Origin of the sequence: Colwellia sp. 20A7 (genome assembly GCF_009832865.1) — a bacterium.
GTDB lineage: Bacteria > Pseudomonadota > Gammaproteobacteria > Enterobacterales > Alteromonadaceae > Colwellia.
The window spans coordinates 2,376,247-2,393,626 of the sequence record NZ_CP047130.1; the positions used below are offsets into that span (position 1 = coordinate 2,376,247).

The 17,380-nt window shown below is 35.2% G+C and carries 12 protein-coding genes; 6 read left to right on the top strand and 6 right to left on the bottom strand.

Going from position 1 to position 17,380, the window contains the following annotated elements; translation table 11 throughout:
- Positions 1 to 29: 29 nt before the first annotated feature.
- Positions 30 to 671, bottom strand: a complete 642-nt coding sequence (locus GQS55_RS10325) for an RpiB/LacA/LacB family sugar-phosphate isomerase (protein WP_159820349.1) — start codon at positions 669 to 671, stop codon at positions 30 to 32.
- 522 nt (positions 672 to 1,193) lie between these two features.
- Between GQS55_RS10325 and GQS55_RS10330 the strand changes: the two genes are divergently transcribed.
- The 4 genes from GQS55_RS10330 (at position 1,194) to GQS55_RS10345 (ending at position 7,701) form a co-directional block, all read left to right on the top strand.
- Entirely contained in the window at positions 1,194 to 3,983 is a 2,790-nt protein-coding gene (locus tag GQS55_RS10330; RefSeq protein ID WP_159820351.1) for a TonB-dependent receptor, read from the top strand.
- Between the two features lie 170 nt (positions 3,984 to 4,153).
- Entirely contained in the window at positions 4,154 to 5,953 is a 1,800-nt protein-coding gene (locus tag GQS55_RS10335) for a hypothetical protein (protein WP_159820353.1), read from the top strand.
- A gap of 127 nt (positions 5,954 to 6,080) precedes the next feature.
- The gene (locus tag GQS55_RS10340; RefSeq protein ID WP_159820355.1) at positions 6,081 to 6,896 is read left to right on the top strand and encodes a hypothetical protein; all 816 of its coding nucleotides are present in this window, start codon (positions 6,081 to 6,083) and stop codon (positions 6,894 to 6,896) included.
- Positions 6,897 to 7,014: 118 nt separating this feature from the next.
- The gene (locus tag GQS55_RS10345) at positions 7,015 to 7,701 is read left to right on the top strand and encodes a GDSL-type esterase/lipase family protein (protein ID WP_159820358.1); all 687 of its coding nucleotides are present in this window, start codon (positions 7,015 to 7,017) and stop codon (positions 7,699 to 7,701) included.
- A gap of 241 nt (positions 7,702 to 7,942) precedes the next feature.
- Here GQS55_RS10345 and GQS55_RS10350 read toward each other — a convergent pair whose 3' ends face one another.
- From GQS55_RS10350 to GQS55_RS10370, 5 genes are all read right to left on the bottom strand, one after another.
- On the bottom strand, positions 7,943 to 9,316 hold the full coding sequence (locus GQS55_RS10350; protein ID WP_159820360.1) for a hypothetical protein: 1,374 nt from the start codon (positions 9,314 to 9,316) through the stop codon (positions 7,943 to 7,945).
- Positions 9,317 to 9,539: 223 nt separating this feature from the next.
- Positions 9,540 to 10,307: a glucose 1-dehydrogenase gene (locus GQS55_RS10355; RefSeq protein WP_159820362.1), complete on the bottom strand. Its 768-nt coding sequence runs from the start codon at positions 10,305 to 10,307 to the stop codon at positions 9,540 to 9,542.
- A gap of 35 nt (positions 10,308 to 10,342) precedes the next feature.
- Entirely contained in the window at positions 10,343 to 11,236 is an 894-nt protein-coding gene (locus tag GQS55_RS10360; protein ID WP_201294498.1) for an ROK family protein, read from the bottom strand.
- Complete coding sequence (locus tag GQS55_RS10365) at positions 11,233 to 12,453, bottom strand: glycoside hydrolase family 88 protein (RefSeq protein ID WP_159820364.1); 1,221 nt, start codon at positions 12,451 to 12,453, stop codon at positions 11,233 to 11,235. Before GQS55_RS10365 ends, GQS55_RS10360 begins: the two co-directional genes overlap by 4 nt.
- A gap of 345 nt (positions 12,454 to 12,798) precedes the next feature.
- Positions 12,799 to 13,860 carry a LacI family DNA-binding transcriptional regulator gene (locus tag GQS55_RS10370; protein ID WP_159820366.1) on the bottom strand — a complete coding sequence of 354 codons (1,062 nt, stop codon included), beginning with the start codon at positions 13,858 to 13,860 and terminating at the stop codon, positions 12,799 to 12,801.
- Between the two features lie 421 nt (positions 13,861 to 14,281).
- Here GQS55_RS10370 and dctP point away from each other — a divergent pair, with 421 nt between their 5' ends.
- Both dctP and GQS55_RS10380 read left to right on the top strand, forming a co-directional pair.
- A complete protein-coding gene (gene dctP, locus GQS55_RS10375; protein WP_159820368.1) occupies positions 14,282 to 15,307 on the top strand; it encodes a TRAP transporter substrate-binding protein DctP in 1,026 nt (341 codons plus the stop codon).
- A gap of 45 nt (positions 15,308 to 15,352) precedes the next feature.
- Positions 15,353 to 17,302 (top strand): TRAP transporter large permease, encoded by a 1,950-nt coding sequence (locus GQS55_RS10380; RefSeq protein ID WP_201294499.1) that lies wholly within the window; start codon positions 15,353 to 15,355, stop codon positions 17,300 to 17,302.
- The last annotated feature ends 78 nt before the right edge of the window (positions 17,303 to 17,380 follow it).

The following is a 17,380-nucleotide window of genomic DNA, read 5'->3' on the forward strand; positions in this document are numbered from 1 at the left end:
ATTTAAAGTGGAATAAAATTATAGATGATTTATACGGTTTGTAGTTTTTGCTTAACAAATGCAATAAGCTTTTCATCTTTAGCGTTTTCAAAGAAACATTTTTGGAATACTTCACCACCAATAGCCGTTAAAATTAATTCTTCATCAATTGCATTTAATGCTTCTAAGTAATTTTTAGCGATAGCGGTTTTTACACTGTTTAAAATTCCAGCATTAGCCACTTGCGACGCCTTACGCTCAGGTGGATAACCTTGACCTTTAACCCCGCTAAACGCTTTTTCAAACATATACTGAATATTTAAATCTGCTCCCCAACCAAATCCCTTAGCAAATGAAAGTGCCAGAGCATTACCATTATTTATTTGTGCAAATAAATAAGCGTCTGATGGGTCAATACAGTACCCACAAGTTACGCCTGGGTGTGCATTTAAAGACATTAAAGCTCCTTGCCCAGTTCCACAACCTGCAACAACAAAATCAACAGCACCTGAATTTAATAATATCCCAGCAATAATCCCTAAATGGATATAAGTTAAACGATGATCATCATCGTTTTTCATACCTACATTAAAAACACTATGGCCTTCTTTCGCTGCAACAGTATTCAACTGCTCAACGATAATAGGGTTCTTCGCTGCTTGGCTAAATTCATTCATTAATGCAATTTTCATTTTCATTTCCTCTATTACTATTAGATATCAATATCGACTACCGTATTTATGAGTTCATTATTTAAAAGGCTGCCACACATATTTATGGCTAGCTATTAATTGAGTTAATAACCTCGTTAAGATGTCATAATAACTGTAATTGTTATCGATATCAATATGGTTTTGTTTTTATATTATAATTAAACGTTATTTTTATAATCAAGCGTGAAATATTATTTAAATACCTTAAAAAACAATAGTTAACGAACAGTTAATTGTATTTTATTTAAATTATTTAAAAATTAATCAGTTAGCTAATTTACAAACAATATATATATATTTTGGAAATACAAAAATTAAAAATAAACACCAAGTTACTGATAAGTAATAGGTTTGATGAAATAGAATATGATAAGAATAAAGTTTTAGCGTTATTAGCATAATATAAATACAAATTACTGGTTGACTAGTAATCATTTTACGTGCAATCATTTCGCTTGAGTTAACGATAACAATTATAAATATAAAAGTACGGGGATGAAAATGAAGACTTATAAAAAAAATTTATACCTATCACCTTTAGCATTAGCTGTTGTGTATGCCTTATCACCACAAGCAATAGCTCAAGAAAGCGACAATAAAGTAAGTGACCAAGAAGTCGAAGTAATAATGGTTACAGGAATCAGAGCTAGTGTAACTAAGGCATTAGCGATTAAACGTTTCGAATCTGGTGTGGTTGATGCTATTTCTTCTGAAGATATTGGTAGTTTGCCAGATGAAAATATTGCCGAATCTATCCAACGAATTGCAGGCGTTCAAATAGAAAGAGACGAAGGACGTGGCGCGCTAGTCAGTTTACGCGGAATGGGTCCATCTTATGTAGGTACAACTCTTAATGGAAATGCTCTCGCGAGTGCTACCTATGATGGTGGCTTTAGATTTGATATCGTCCAATCAGAATTAGCATCAGAGATAAAAATATATAAATCACCAAAAGCTTCATTACAAGAAGATTATCTTTCTGGGACTATTGATATAGGTACAGCGAAGCCTTTATCTTTTGATGAGAGTAAAACATTCATCAAAGTTGAAGCTAATCATACTGATGTACGAGGTGAAACAACACCAGGCTTAGGTTTTACTCATCTTAATCAGAATGATGAGGGAACATTCGGTTATATGCTGAATATGGGATATAAAGAACTAAATTCGCGTTATGATTTAATGTTTGGTCAACGCTTCACAGGTGAAGAATTAAATGGCGAAACAACAAACGCTGATGGTGATATACCCGTAGAGCGAATTGATAGACCAAGATATCGTCGAGAAGATACTGACACCAAACGTTATTTATTTAGTGGTGCTCTTCAATATATCGCCACTAATAATCTTGAAATTAACGTGGATGGTGTCTTAGCATTAGATAAACGTGATAAGTATTTACAACAACTAGTACCATTATTAAATACTGGAACAACACATTTAATTAGTAGCACAAATAATACATGGGATGTTTTTGGTGTTGAAAATGTTCAAGTTGAAAGTGGTCAAACAAGAGAAATGGACGAGCGTTCTAGTTACGCCTTAACCACTACTGCTGATTGGAATGTAACTGATGATCTACTATTAACTGGTGTTGTACATTATACGGCAGGTGAACTTAAATATACGGCACACCAAACATTAGCGGCCTTAAATACACACTTGTATGTTGATATGACTCCTGATGACCCAACATTTATTACGGGTAATATTCCAGGCGTTACTGGTTTAGAAGATGTAAACTTTAATCCTTTAAATGATCCTAATACGTGGCAAAACGATAATTTAGATAAAATGAGATTAAGTGCTCAGCATAAGCCAAGTAAAAATGATGAAATAGCATTTCAATTAGATGCTAATTACACATTAGATATTGAAGGGATTGATGCTATTAAAGCTGGGGTTAAAGTTAGAAGACAAACGTTCTCAAAATCACAAACAGATCATTATTTACCTGAAGAATACTTAGTTAACAACATCATACCAGGATTAAGAAACATATCTGAAAACTATGAGGTTGTTGATGATTTCACTCATGGCAAATATCCAGGTATGGATATTGGTTTTATAGTTCCTGACATCTACTCCCTATATAGCGACTTATGCTATGAAGGTACTTGTGGTGATATAGAAGCTTTCCCAACAAGAGAAAGTGCTTCTGCTTTTTTTGAAATGGAAAGAGATATATTCAGCAGTTATGTAGAAGTTGATTTCAACTATGGTGGTTTACGGGGGGATATAGGTATTAGATACACTTCGACAGATCGTCACACAGAATTTAATGGTGCAAGTATCGATTATGCACTAACACCTGAAGCAAGAAAAATAATAGAAAATAATGGTGGTATATTGTCTGATGAACGACAATCTGCTGACATGGACTATGATAACTGGTTACCTTCTTTAAATCTTGCTTATGACTTAACTGAAGATATTGTATTAAGAGCAGGTATCGGTAAAGTTATGAAGCGTCCAGGTGCTGACGGAGGCACTGCAGCTTTCGCTCGAAGCATTGGTTATAACACTGACGATGAACGATATAGTGTAGTAGAAGGTGACGTATTCAAGGCAGCAACAACAGGAACGATTCAAAATTTAAGTGCTGAATGGTACTTCAATGAATCAAGTGCATTAACTGTAGCTGTATTTAAAAATGTATACGAAAACCAAACAGTACAAGAAGACGCTTGTTTAGCCGGTTTTGCTTCGCCAGATACTTCTGCATATGAAGCATCTTATGATGCTGCAACACAAAGTTGTATGGACATTGATGGATTTGTATATGAAATTCGTAGAAAAAGAAATACGAATGGTGAAACAACGTATAAAGGGTATGAAATTGGTTACAACCAAACTTTTGACTTCTTACCCGCCCCATTTAACGGTCTGGGTTTAATTGCTAACTATACCAGTATTAAAGCTGATAACGGCGAAGATAAACTAGCCTTAACAAGTTTATCTGAAGAAACTTATAACTTAATTGGTTTTTATGAATATGAGAATTTCTCAGCACGTATAACTTTAAACCATCGTAGTCCTTATATCATGAACGACGGTTTCTTTTGGGGAAATAATAGTGCACTAGGCGAAAATCCAGGTAAATTAGAAAAAGAAAGACACCAAGTGGATTTCTCAATGGGATATCAGTTAACTGATAATTTAAACTTATCGTTTGACGCTATAAATGTGAATAATGATTATGAGAATGGTACTCGTTATGAAAGCGCTCGTCTACAATCATTCTCTACCTTTGGTAGAACATTCATAGTTAAAGCGCAATACCAGTTCTAATAGCTCATATATGTGCACAATAGAGTAAGTGTATTGTGCACATCATTCCATTTTGAATTTATTTCAATGAATCCTATGAAAGTTAGGGGTTGCAATTTGCAACTCCTCTTTGTAGGCACCCAAAATTGATATTTATTTAACCTATAAATCAAAATTTTAAGAGTAATATAATGAAAACTTATATCACATCACATAAACACTTAATTCGTTATTCTTTACCTTTATCATTACTTTTAGTGATGAATTTATCTGGCTGTAACAGTGAAGAAAAAAACGAAGAAACTGCACAAGAAGAAATAGTTGGCGCATTGGATTCTGAAGGCTTTTGTATAGAAAGTAATGAGTTACAACTTTGTGTAGCTGAAGCGATCGAAAAAGGAACCAATACGGTTCTCTTAAAAGAGCAAGTATACCTATTAACTGAAACCATTTTATTAGCTGATAACCTAAAAATAGCGGGCAAAGGCTCTACATCAGTTGTTACATGGCATGAAAGTGTTAAAGATACCATCGATAGCCCTCTTTTCTATACAACAACAGCTGATAATGTTGAATTATCAAACTTTAAAATAACAGGTACTATTAATCAAGATGCTAACAGTGAAGACTTAAGAAACGATCATATCGGTGTGTTTTTCGAATGTGAAGGTGATCCTGCTGTAGGTGTTGCCTTGGAGTGTAATGACGTCACCATTAAAAATTTAGAAGTAGAAAATTGTAGTCATGGAATTCATATTAAAGGCACGCAAGATGTTACCGCCATAGACTTAAATTTACATAACAATGGTAATACTGAAGTAGACTTATTTCATAATATTTATTATCGAAGAGTTTCTGATGTCTACATGGCTCAAACCGATGAAAATGTGGGTGGTTTTTATAATAGCCCTAGAGGACACGGTATCAGAGCCACTAACTTGCACAATGCGACTTTTGATAACCTACAAGTGTACGGCAATGCCGATCACGGTGTGAATTTCGGTGAGATATATAACACAACATTTAACCATGTTGATATTTACGACAACTGCGCAAACCCAGCAGGTAACTGTAGCCAAATACAATGTTATGCTGAACCTTGTGATCTAACTATCGTAACAGATGTAGAGCCAGTGCTACCCAACATAGTGTTAACTGTTAATGACACTGAGACTATTGATATAAGTTGGAACCTAACTGGCTTACTTCAAGAAGCAACCAAAGTAGAACTTTTTCGCAACACAATCAATGCAACATCGGGAAGAAGTTTAGTTCAAGCCGTTGAAAAATCGGGTATAATTACTGATAGTAGTATTTTAGTGAGTACTCAATATTGGTATATGCTCAAAATACAATTTGCCAATGGAGAAACGCTAAACAGCGAAATAGCCGGACCTATTATCGTGCCCGGCACAGCACCCGAAACTAACTTAACAATGGCTCTAGGTAGCGTAAATTCTACCGTTGACTTAACTTGGGAGCTGAACAACTTTCCCGATAATATATCCAAAGTTGAGTTATACCGAAATACCGCAGAAACAACTTCAGGTCGCACTAAAGTAGCTGATGTAGAGGCCATTGGATCGATCACCGATACAGGTGTTACACTCGATGCAAGTTTTTGGTATATGTTCAAAATAACATTATCAGATGGCTCAACTATCAACACTGATATTTCAGGTCCAATTATATTAAGTAGTACAGAAGAAACAAATTTAGCGATGGCTGTAAATACTAACGGTACCGCTATTGATGTAGATTGGTCTTTAGTGGGGTTTCCTTATAATGTTGTTAATGTAGAGCTATTTCGAAACACCGTTGACGTCGCCAGCGGGCGAACAAAAGTAGCTAATGTTGATTTAAGTGGACAAGTTATCGATACCGGCGTTGTCGAGGCTACCAGTTATTGGTACATGTTCAAAATAAGCCTTTCAGACGGTACCACCATTAATTCAGAAATAACTGGCCCTATCTGTATTTCATGTACATAGATTATATGGTTGATATTCAATCGTAATAAATCTACTTATAGCCACTGTGTAATAATGAAAATAACGCAGTGGTTATTTTTTTAATAGAACCTTGATAAATTAATTAAAAAAATAAGAAAGTAACACCATGAAAAATAAAACAAAAGAAATTAAACTCGGCTTATTAAGTCTTTTAATAGTGTCACTAGTAAGCTGCTCAAAGATTGATACTCAACAACAAAATAACTTTGAAGTATTAAGCAACCTAGCTGCATGGAAACTAAAATTATCTGACAAAGGAACAAGCAATTGGCAAAAAAACTGGTTTAAAGACGGATTAATATCAACCGTTAAACAATCAGAAAATGGCATGAACTTAATTGCAGGATCAGCAAACAGAGATGACGCTCACCACACTGTACTTTGGACAAAAGCGTCCTTTGAAGGTGATATTAAAATTGAATACAACTACACACGCACCGACACACAAATAATCAATGTAAACATCTTATACATTCAAGCTCAAGGCCTTGGTATAGCAAATTTTGATAAAGATATATCTCAATGGAATAGCTTTAGAGAAGTACCAACGATGAGCACTTATTATAATTATATGACCCCATTGCATATTAGTTATGCTGCATTTCCTATGGTTAATGACGATCCTGAAAATGATTATTTACGCGTAAGAAAATACCCTATAACTAATGACAAAACATTTCATCAAACAGAAGTAGAGCCGACTTACTTTAATACAGGGTTATTTCTCCCTAATGTAACTTACAAAGTCACTGTTATCAAAACCAAGTCAATACTTCACCTCAACGTTGAAGGCGGCGGCGAAAACAAACTATATTCATGGCCATTAAGTAAAGACCAATCCCCACAAGAAGGTCGTGTAGGATTACGTCATATGTATACACGTTCAGCGCAATATAGTGATTTTAGCGTCTATACAAAATAAGCAGAGTGAATAACGCCGCCACGTTACTATCAATAAAGTAATCGACTCCCAATTAGCCAGTTTCATGGCTAAAAAGTTAATCAATAAAGCGTTAATAGATCAATAATAGGTAAATAAAATGTTCAAAAAAACATTCATTTCTTTAGTCATCACTAGCGTATTTATTATTAATCACGCTATAGCACAAGACAAACCGCTTACTTCAACGCAAGCTAACGCAATAAAAAATACTCCTGAAAAAAAAATATACAAATATGACGGTAATTTAGCTCATCAAAAACTGTTTGACGGTTTATCTAAAAATTATGACGTGGTTTTTCTAGGAGATAGCCTAACAAATGGCGGACGTTGGTCAGAAGCTTTTATCGAGAAAAGAGTCGCGAATAGAGGTATTGGTGGTGATACATCACAAGGAATATTAAACCGAGTTGATAAAGTTATCGCGCTTAATCCTAAGACTGTTTACCTTATGCTGGGTATTAATGACATTATGCATGATAAAAAATCGGCTTATATATTCGAGCGATATAAGAAAATTATCACCAAATTAACACATAACAAGATCAACGTTATTGTTCAATCAACCTTATTAACGGCTAAACCTGAGTTAAACAACGAAGTGGCTATATTAAATAAAAAACTGCTCGCGTATACCAAGCAACTTAACTTACCTTACATTGATTTAAATAAAGATCTTGCGCCATCAGGCATATTAACCGATGACATCACTCGTGATGGTATCCATTTAAGAGCTGAAGTTTATCTTAAATGGTTTGATATCATTAGAAAAAGTGGTCATATTTAATAAATAATTCAAGCCAGTGTAAGGGGGTTAAAATCAGCCTAATTATATCTTTTGAGCTCTATTTTTCCAAAATATAGGCAAGCACCTCTTTGTTATGCTTGACATTAAAAGTAAATAAAAAGCGGCCTTAAATTACTACGAATAGCATTCAAGATCGCTTTTTTTATTACATTTTTTATATTACAAAAACAAGATAATCACTACATAAACCCTGTTACAAACATACTTAATAATTCATATATTAGCTATCATAAACAATGTTAGCTAAGGTTTTGTTTTCAAGATTAAGTCCCGTTGTTACCTTAATATCTTTCTGATAATACGCATAACCTCGTTGTGTACCTACCGCAATGAGCATTGAACTAGGAACAAATTCAGGATTTTTGGTATGCAGCTTAATCGTATGGTTATGGCCATTAATCGTGGCTAAAATATTATTTGCAAGACCATTTCGACTATCTAAAATATCTAAATCAACCGATGCATACGATGAGCTGCCATAAGGGCAACTTAATGCTTCAGCGTATTTAGCATTAGCTCTACAATTAGTTAATCTATCTTTATTGCCAATATTGAAACCTGCAGCAATACAGTCTCTTACTTCACAGTTTTCAACAATATCCGCTGCCCCACCTAAACCGGTACAAATACCTCGTCGCATTTGATAAACACTACAATTGCGAATAGTGGTACTGCCAGTAGCATTTCCTCTAAAGTTGCCATACAAACGAATACCATCTTCACTTAAAGAAATAATTTCATCAGGTAAAATTTCGCCTTTATCGCTAACGGTGACACCTTCCACATACCCTGTTTTAGGTACTTTAAAGCCATGTTCATAGGCATAACCACTTTTCTCAGCAAGCAAACTATTGGTTGTTTTTACCAAACCATCAACGTGACAGTCTTCAATAAACGTATCAATTGCTCCTTGAACAAAAATAGCATGCCCCATGGCTCTCATGTGTACTTTACAACCAATAAGTTTAACGCCAACCGCAGGCCACCCAACTCTGATACCATTCATTTTTCTAACAACTTGACCATTAATACCATATAAGCTGCCATAACCCCATGGCGTTGAGCCTGAGGTAGTAATATCAACATTTTTTAGGACAACACCCGTACCAACAACATTGAATATTTTATTTCGACTTTGGTATCCTGATTTATCACCAAAAGTTTCTATAGTTACGCCTTCAAAAACACTATTTTCGCCTGCTAAATCAATAACTCGATAAAATCCATCGGCTCCCGGTGGGTTACCAAATAAACTGAACAGAACAGTATCAACCTGCAAGATAACCCCTGTTAAGTCATAATGGCTATTACTACCAGTAAACGAAATAAACTTATGGGAAGTAGCTGAATCAAGTATGTATATACCTGAAGCTAAGCGTACTTTAATGTTATCTACACTCGCATAATGTCGTAATTCATCCAGATTATTAATGGTAATAAAATGATCAGAGTAAGACTGACTGAGTCTAGTCGTACTTAAAGATGAACATGCTGTAGTGGCCAATAAACATAAAGCTGAAGACAGAAACTTTCTACGACTTACTGAAGTGATAATTGTCTTAACATGGCTACTTTGATTAGTTTTTTCTATCATTTAAACTCCAATCATTAATATTATTTTTAATAAAATCAATCATGTCGACTAGTGATTGTTGCCTTGATTAAAATGGCTATCAGAGCAACATTGACATAAAGGACAAGTGTAATAAACCTAGTTCAAATTACTTAAAGAATAAAAAGAGTGCTTTAACTTACAGGTAAAGCACTAAAAAATGGATATTGATAACACATCAACATCCATGCTGAACGAATATAAATTAGCGAGCCAACCAGCCGCCATCTACGGCTAAAATGTGACCATTAACATAATTACTGGCTTCACTCGCTAAGAAAAGTGCAGCACCAACTAACTGTTCAGGCTGTCCCCACTCTCCTGCTGGAATACGTTTTTTTATTTCATTATTACGTTCAGAATCATCTCGTAAGGCTTGTGTGTTATCCGTTGCAAAATAGCCTGGCGCAATAGCATTAACTTGAATATTATTAATTGCCCATTCGTTAGCTAATGCCTTAGTTAAACCCACAACAGCATGTTTACTTGCCGTATATGCTGGAACAGTCATACCGCCGGTATAAGACAACATAGAGGCGATGTTAATAATTTTACCGCTACCTTTTGCTAACATTTTTTTACCAATAATTTGGCATAATAAAAACATTGAATTTACATTTATATCGATAACTTTAGTGAATTCATTAAGTGGGTATTCAACGGCAGGAAAACGAGAAATAGTACCACCATTATTAACCAACACATCAATTTCGCCATAAATATCAACCGCTTCTTTTGCTAATTTTTCAACTGCATCAAAGTCACTCAAATCAGCATAAACGCCTGTAGCAATACCGCCAGCGGCTGTGATTTCACGTTCTGTTTGCTCCGTTCCGCCTTGACGAGAACTTGCACAAATAACCTTAGCTCCTGCCGCAGCAAAACCTATAGCAAGGGCTTTTCCTATACCACGACTTGCACCAGTAACTAAAACAACTTTATTTAACACTGAAAACAAATTTTGCTCTTTCATTATTCTTCCTCTTACCTAATATGAGTCATTTATATTTATGTCCAAAGTCTAGCTGCGCCTCGAACTCTTGATGAGTATCCCCACGTTGAGGGAAGTATTTTTCCATTCCATCTATCTGCATAAACAAACTTTTCGACTAAAGCAGGTAAATCCGAATACAAGGATTGAATGTTTGACAGTCCACCACCTAACACAATGACATCAGGGTCAATAATGTTGCAAATACTGGCAATTGCTCTGGCAATTCGATCAGTTAATGCTGAAATTTCAAAAACAGCGGCAGAGTCACCTTGAGCGGCTAACTCTACTATCTCTTTTCCTGTTTTTTCTAATTTGGTTCTGGCTTTATAACTTCTTGATAAACCCGTACCTGAAATCCACTGCTCTAAACACCCTACTTTTCCGCAGTAACATGGAATACCTTTCATTTCTTGAAAGTTGGTCCAAGGAAGTGGGTTATGTCCCCACTCAGCAGCAATACCGTTACTTCCCTCAATTAATTTTGAGTCGATAACAAGTCCACCACCGCAGCCTGTTCCCAGTATGATTCCACAAACAATCGGCACGCCTTTTCCTACACCATCATAAGATTCAGACAGAGCAAAGCAATTCGCATCATTGGCTATTTTAATTTTGCGATTAAGCACATATTCCAAATCATCTTTAACGTCTTTGCCGTTCATATATAATCGATTTGAATTACGCATACGCCCTGTCACAGGAGAAATAGAGCCTGCCATACAAACACCTACCGGTAATTTTCGCCCTATTTTTTTCTCTATATCAGTAACGAGCTTATTCATAATATTCAGTGCCGCCGAATAATTACCCGGCGTAGATTCGCTCAAACTATGAATAATATCGCCTGAAGGGCCTAGTGCAGCGGCTTTAATTGTTAAACCACCAAAATCTACTCCAAGACGTATCACCAGTAGGGCTCCCAAACTTGTTCAAAACGGATGATAGCCTCAAGGTAGAAATAATCTCCCCATGTACAATACTCATCTACACCAACATTATTAGGCTTATGATATACCGCATGTTTTAATAAACCCGTACCTGGCTCTAACGACTTACAACTGTAGTTATTGATTAAACTGGCCATCATAGCTTTACATGCTGCTGCATAAGTTTCTCTATCAGGATCCTGAAGAGGAATATATTTTAAAAGCTCAAGCATTCCACAAATAGCAATAGCTGCAGATGAAGAGTCTCTAGGTTCGTCTCCCTCAACAAAGTCTAAATCCCAATAGCAAATTAAGTCTTCTGGCAGACGGTTTAAAAAGTAGTTAGTTACGCGACAAGCTTGCTCTATTAAGGCTGGAATTTGATGATATCGATAAACCAATGGGAAACCTGAGATCCCCCATGCTTGACCTCTTGCCCAACAAGAGTCATCAGAAAAGCCTTGGTGTGTTGCACCAAACTTTCCTTCTCCTGTTAGCGTATCGATAAAATAAGTATGAAAAGTTGAAGCATCATCACGTATTAAATATTTTAACGCTTGTTCGATATGTTTATTGGCCGCATCACGATACTTATTATCGCCAGTTTGTTCGCTAGCCCAGTACAATAAAGGAATATTTAAATTACAATCAATAATCATACGACCCGATTCAGCAGGGTCATTTAAATTACCCCATGCTTGAATGATTTTTCCAGTATCTATATAGCGATCATATAAGCAATCCGCTGATTTTAATGCCGCTTCTTTACAGTCTTTATCACCCGTATTTTTATATCCCGCAACACAAGAAAGCAGATACAAAAAACCATGATCATGGTGGTCCACTTCAATTCTTTCTTCAATGCGTTTTTTGTACGAAGGTATTTGCGCACTAGCAGCATCTAAAAATTGTTTATCTTCAGATAACTCATAAGCTAACCAAAGTTGCCCACTCCAAAAGCCACTAGTCCATTCAACATTATCAATCTTTTTATATATTCCATTCTCTGCAGCTGGCTCTGGATATGAGTCTTGGAAATATTCGATATTGCAACTGATTTTTTTCAGTGCAATAGACTTCGCGTTTTCTAACAAATTTTTAGTTAATGTCTGTGCACTAAAAAACTTATCCTTATCTCTTAGCTCTTCTCTCACACTACTTTGACCAAAGTCAGAAGATTTTTCTCTAATATTCAACATAACAACTCCTGCAGACAGATAATAAATTTCTATCTTTTTAAAAATATTGTGTAAATCATTTGTTTTGATAATTTATGGTATCGATAACATTTGTGTTTGTAAAGTATAAGTTTCATCTTTAATTATTAAATTAATAAAGCACATATGAAGATCTTGCCTTTATCGAGGTATTTAGCTTAAGTTGGGATGTTCAGGATGGGGGAAACATTACAATTTCATAATTGTAATGTTTTGAATAGTAGTTGATGAAGAGCGAATAAAGATTACAGCTAATTCCTATTTAAACTGAATTAGATTTAAGGTGCCCCTAGTATATAAGAACCTTTAATTAAAAGATTAAATGGGTTATTTAACTAAGCAGTGTGCAGACGAGGCACGTTCAATCAACTTAAATTGGGCAACATAATGATTGTAGCCTGGACTGATTGAATCACCTTCTCTTAACAACTTATCCAGAATTTGTACCGCTTCAAAAGCCATTTCTTCAAGAGGCTCATAAATGGTTGTCAATTGTGGCCATATCGCAGTCGCGGCTGGGGAGTCATCAAAGCCTACAATACTAATTTCTTCTGGTATTTTAATATTTAGTCCATGGGCAACAGCAACAATTGCGGTGGCCATCTCATCATTTGCGGCAAAAATAGCCGTAGGTCTAATATCTGAAGGACCAGGCTCTAATAACTTATGTGCTGCATCTAAACCGCTTTTATAGCTAAAATCACCTTCAAAAACAAGTTTGTTATTTACTTCTAAACCGGCTTCCGACATCGCAACCATAAATCCTTCAAGGCGACTGTTAGCAGGGGAATGGTCTTCATCTCCCTTAACAAAAGCAATATCTTTATGCCCTAACTCTAACAAGTAATGTGTCATTGCTGATGCAGCAGAATAATCATCAATCAACACCGCAGGAGAATGTAATTTAGGGTTACCTGAAGCAAAACTAAGCGCAATAACAGAGTGTTTACGAGCTAATTGATGCGCTTCTAACATATCACAAATTGGCGGAGGTAAGATAACCCCACCGACCCCTTTATCTATTAAAGCACGCAAGGCATTTAAGGGTTCCTCATGACCTGATAATGGTTCAATAACTAATTCACAGCCTAATTTAGATGCTGCAGAAAAAGCCCCCATTAGAAAACCGCCTAGATTAGACGACTTAGGGTTATTAAACAGAACACCTATTTTTTGAACGCCGGTTCTAGCCGCCCTAGCAGCCATGTTGGGTATGTAATTTAACTCAAGTATCGCATCAGATATTTTTTTTCGAGTTTTATCACTCACGCGTCCAGAGTTATTAACAACTCTTGAAACCGTCATGGCTGATACACCTGCAAATTGAGCTACGTCGTAGATAGTTGTAGCATGTTTACCATTTTTAATTTTTTTGCTATCCGATTGCATTAATATCCCTCAATATGTTATCGAAAGTGACAGGTGTATTGATTATGATATCGATAAAATCATACAACCTCAAGTTATAGATAAAATATAACCTCTCTAGGCCATACAATCTATTATTTCTAAGCTTGAATTCTCAGGTACTTTAATTAAAACTTTTATTATTAATACTTAAGTTTTATTTCACTCAATAATATTAGTGTTCCATAAGTCGTTTTATATACTGTTACGAATAAGAAGCTATATAAAATTAACTAAATGCAACCAACTTAGAGCCGCTTATACTTCGAGTAACCTACTATTAATTTATTTTCCTTTACACCTAATATATTGATAAAAAACTTTACATTCAACAATTAAATGTTATCGTTAACGCAGTTATATATATTAAAAATTAAAACATATAATACAAATGGTGTACTCAATGAATTTTACAATAAGTAAAGCGGATCGCACTTTACCTACATTAATAGCTTTATTAATTTCTATTACCTTACTGCCTTTAAAGCTTAACGCTTCTGAAATACCTGTTAAAACTTACAAAATAGTTACGGATATACAAGCCGATGGAACCGCAGGAAAGCTTATTTCCGAGTTTGCTAAAAATGTTCAAAAAAGAACAAATGATAAAGTACGTTTTAAAATATTTCACGCTGGTGTTCTCGGAGATCAATTACAATATTTTCAACATATACAAAGAGGTGTTATTGATATTGGTCTTATTAATAGCGCATCGATTGAATCAGTTATACCGTATTTAGGTATTATGAATATGCCTTATTTATTTCGCTCAGCGGAAGAATATAGGAAGGTAATGAACAGCGCTAAAATTCGAGATATTTTATTCGAATCAGCTAAAAAGAATAGGTTTGCCTTTCTAGGTTACCTAAGTAGCGACTTTAGAAGTATATATACATCTAAACCCGTTACTAATCGTTTAGAACTTGCTTCTCTTCGTTTAAGAACCATTTCTAGTCAAACATATATGCAAATGCTTCATCGATTCGGAGCTGTCCCTACAGCCCTTCCCTTTGGTGAACTATACTCCGCCATGCAACAAGGTGTAGTAGATGGCGCTGAAGGTGGAATAGCCGGTATTTATGAAGCAGGTTTTAGCGATGTTGCCAAATTTGTATTACATACCGAACATACGCGATTAACGGACTTTGTTATTGCAAGTACTAAGTTTACTAATAGCCTATCAGAAACGGAACGCCAAATTGTTAATGAAGAATTTATACACATTAGTGACAAATCGATAGATTTTGCCCAAGAAAATGAGCGTATTACTAAGAAAAAACTGATCGATGAAAAAGGCGTTAAGTTTTACAGTGTAGATAAAGAGGATTTTATAAACTCTGTTAAACCATTATATGAAGCTGCTTTAGCTGAACCGGAAAAAGCAACGTTATTAAAAGCCATTTTACAATTAGAGCAAAGAACGCTTTAAGCCGATATTTATAATATTTAACAATGATTTATAATGAGAGTTCCTATGTCAGAAGTAAATGAAAATAATCCGAATCAACAAGCAATCCCTCCTGTAAATACCTCATCTTTAATCAATGCATTTTCTATTAGTGCAAACGTACTTAATAAAGTAATACAGTGTTTTCTCGTTGGATTATTGGCTGCAATGACAATTGCCATTGCTTACCAAATCACCTCTCGCTTTATCTTTAACTCACCAAGTAAGTATACTCAAGAATTCCTAAGATACTCTCTTATTTGGCTTGGGTTAATTGCCGGTGGCTATTGTTTTTTTTCTGCAAGACACCTCAATCTACCTTTATTGATCGAAAAACTTTCTTTCAAAAATGCTTCCCGACTTAAACTATTAAATGCTGGGTTAACACTAGTATTTGGTGTTGTACTTTTGATTGGTGGCTATCAATCTCTACTCGATAATATGCTAATGAAAACCGCTATGTTTACTCTTCCTATTGGTATATTACAGCTCAGTATATTTATTTGCGGTGTTATGGTCTTACTGTCTCAGTTACATAATATTTATAAATTATTTGAAATTAAATGTGTGAATGGTTTTGATCTTTTATTAATTTTATCCTTCGTTGCGGTTTTTGGTTGTTTTCTTTGGTTTTTATCTCTAACCGATTCATTTTCTTACCTAGTAAATAATCACTTAGAGCTTTCATCTCTCACAGTTCTTTTTTCTGTATTTTTCTTATTCCTTATTCTCGGAACGCCTATTGCTGTAGGCCTTGCGTTTTCAGGTTTAGCAACATTATTTTTACAAGTGGAGTTGGCTCCTTTATTTCCAACTGCTGGCCAAACAATTTTTAATGGTTTAGATAGCTTTGGCTTTTTGGCTTTACCTTTCTTTATTCTTGCTGGTAGTATTTTGAGCCATACAGGACTAGCCAGACGATTAATTGACTTAGCAATGCTTATCGGTGGTCGAGTACCTGGGAGCTTATGGCAATCAAATGTTCTCGCTAACGCTTTATTTGGTACTTTATCAGGTTCTGGAATTGCTTCAGCATCAGCGATTGGTGGAATAATTACCCCTGTAGCTAAAGAAAAAAATTATGACATGCCTATGACCGCAGCTGTTAATGCTGCTTCAGCACCTTGTGGAATGCTTATTCCTCCCTCTGGCGCCTTAATTGTATATTCACTAATAACAGGAGGTAGTGCTTCAATTATTTCTCTTTTCTTAGCCGGCTATTTACCCGGTATGATTATGGCATTATGCGTCATGGTTTCAGCTTACTTTTATGCAAAGAAAAAAGGCTATAAGGCTGAAGGAAATAAAATAAGTTGGTCAGCTAAATTATCTATATTTTACAGAGCACTGCCTAGTTTATTTTTGATAGTTATTGTAATGGGTGGCATTTTAGGTGGTTTATTTACCGCAATAGAAGGTTCAGGAGTGGCTGTTGTTTATAGTTTACTATTAGCACTTATTTACCGCGCTATATCGATTAAATCTTTGTTCAATATTCTACTAGAAACAGCTATTGTTTCAGGTGTCATTCTTTTCTTAATTGCTTGTTCGGGCATGATGAGTTGGACAATGACATTTGCTTCTATTCCTGAAACTGTTGGACAAATATTGACTGGAATGAGTGATAATAAATACATAATTTTATTATTGATAATAAGTGTTTTACTTATTGTGGGTGTTTTTATGGATATGTCACCCGCGATGTTAATTTTTACACCTATATTCTACCCTGTTGTTGTTAATTTAGGTGTAGATCCTGTGCATTTTGGTATTATTTTAGTTTATGCTTTAGCCTTAGGGGTGGTAACACCGCCTGTTGGTACTGTTTTGTTCGTTTCCTGTAGTATTTCCAAAGAGAAAATTACCGACGTTATAAAACCACTTTTCCCTATTTTTGGGCTGCAGCTAATTGGGTTGTTGCTAATCACTTTTTTTCCAGCAATCAGTTTAACTTTGCCTAAACTGTTCGGCTTATAAGTTACTAAATATTAAAGGCTAAACGCTATTGTATATTAATGAGTAATTAGCAGAAAATAGCGTTCGAAACTCCTTTAT

What these genes read in the sequence shown, in the direction of transcription:
- GQS55_RS10350 (WP_159820360.1), bottom strand. Translation starts at nt 9,316, where the DNA reads ATGATAGAAAAAACTAATCAAAGTAGCCATGTTAAGACAATTATCACT.
- GQS55_RS10380 (WP_201294499.1), top strand. Translation starts at nt 15,353, where the DNA reads ATGTCAGAAGTAAATGAAAATAATCCGAATCAACAAGCAATCCCTCCT.
- GQS55_RS10370 (WP_159820366.1), bottom strand. Translation starts at nt 13,860, where the DNA reads ATGCAATCGGATAGCAAAAAAATTAAAAATGGTAAACATGCTACAACT.
- GQS55_RS10345 (WP_159820358.1), top strand. Translation starts at nt 7,015, where the DNA reads ATGTTCAAAAAAACATTCATTTCTTTAGTCATCACTAGCGTATTTATT.
- GQS55_RS10335 (WP_159820353.1), top strand. Translation starts at nt 4,154, where the DNA reads ATGAAAACTTATATCACATCACATAAACACTTAATTCGTTATTCTTTA.
- GQS55_RS10340 (WP_159820355.1), top strand. Translation starts at nt 6,081, where the DNA reads ATGAAAAATAAAACAAAAGAAATTAAACTCGGCTTATTAAGTCTTTTA.
- dctP (WP_159820368.1), top strand. Translation starts at nt 14,282, where the DNA reads ATGAATTTTACAATAAGTAAAGCGGATCGCACTTTACCTACATTAATA.
- GQS55_RS10325 (WP_159820349.1), bottom strand. Translation starts at nt 671, where the DNA reads ATGAAAATTGCATTAATGAATGAATTTAGCCAAGCAGCGAAGAACCCT.
- GQS55_RS10330 (WP_159820351.1), top strand. Translation starts at nt 1,194, where the DNA reads ATGAAGACTTATAAAAAAAATTTATACCTATCACCTTTAGCATTAGCT.
- GQS55_RS10365 (WP_159820364.1), bottom strand. Translation starts at nt 12,453, where the DNA reads ATGTTGAATATTAGAGAAAAATCTTCTGACTTTGGTCAAAGTAGTGTG.
- GQS55_RS10355 (WP_159820362.1), bottom strand. Translation starts at nt 10,307, where the DNA reads ATGAAAGAGCAAAATTTGTTTTCAGTGTTAAATAAAGTTGTTTTAGTT.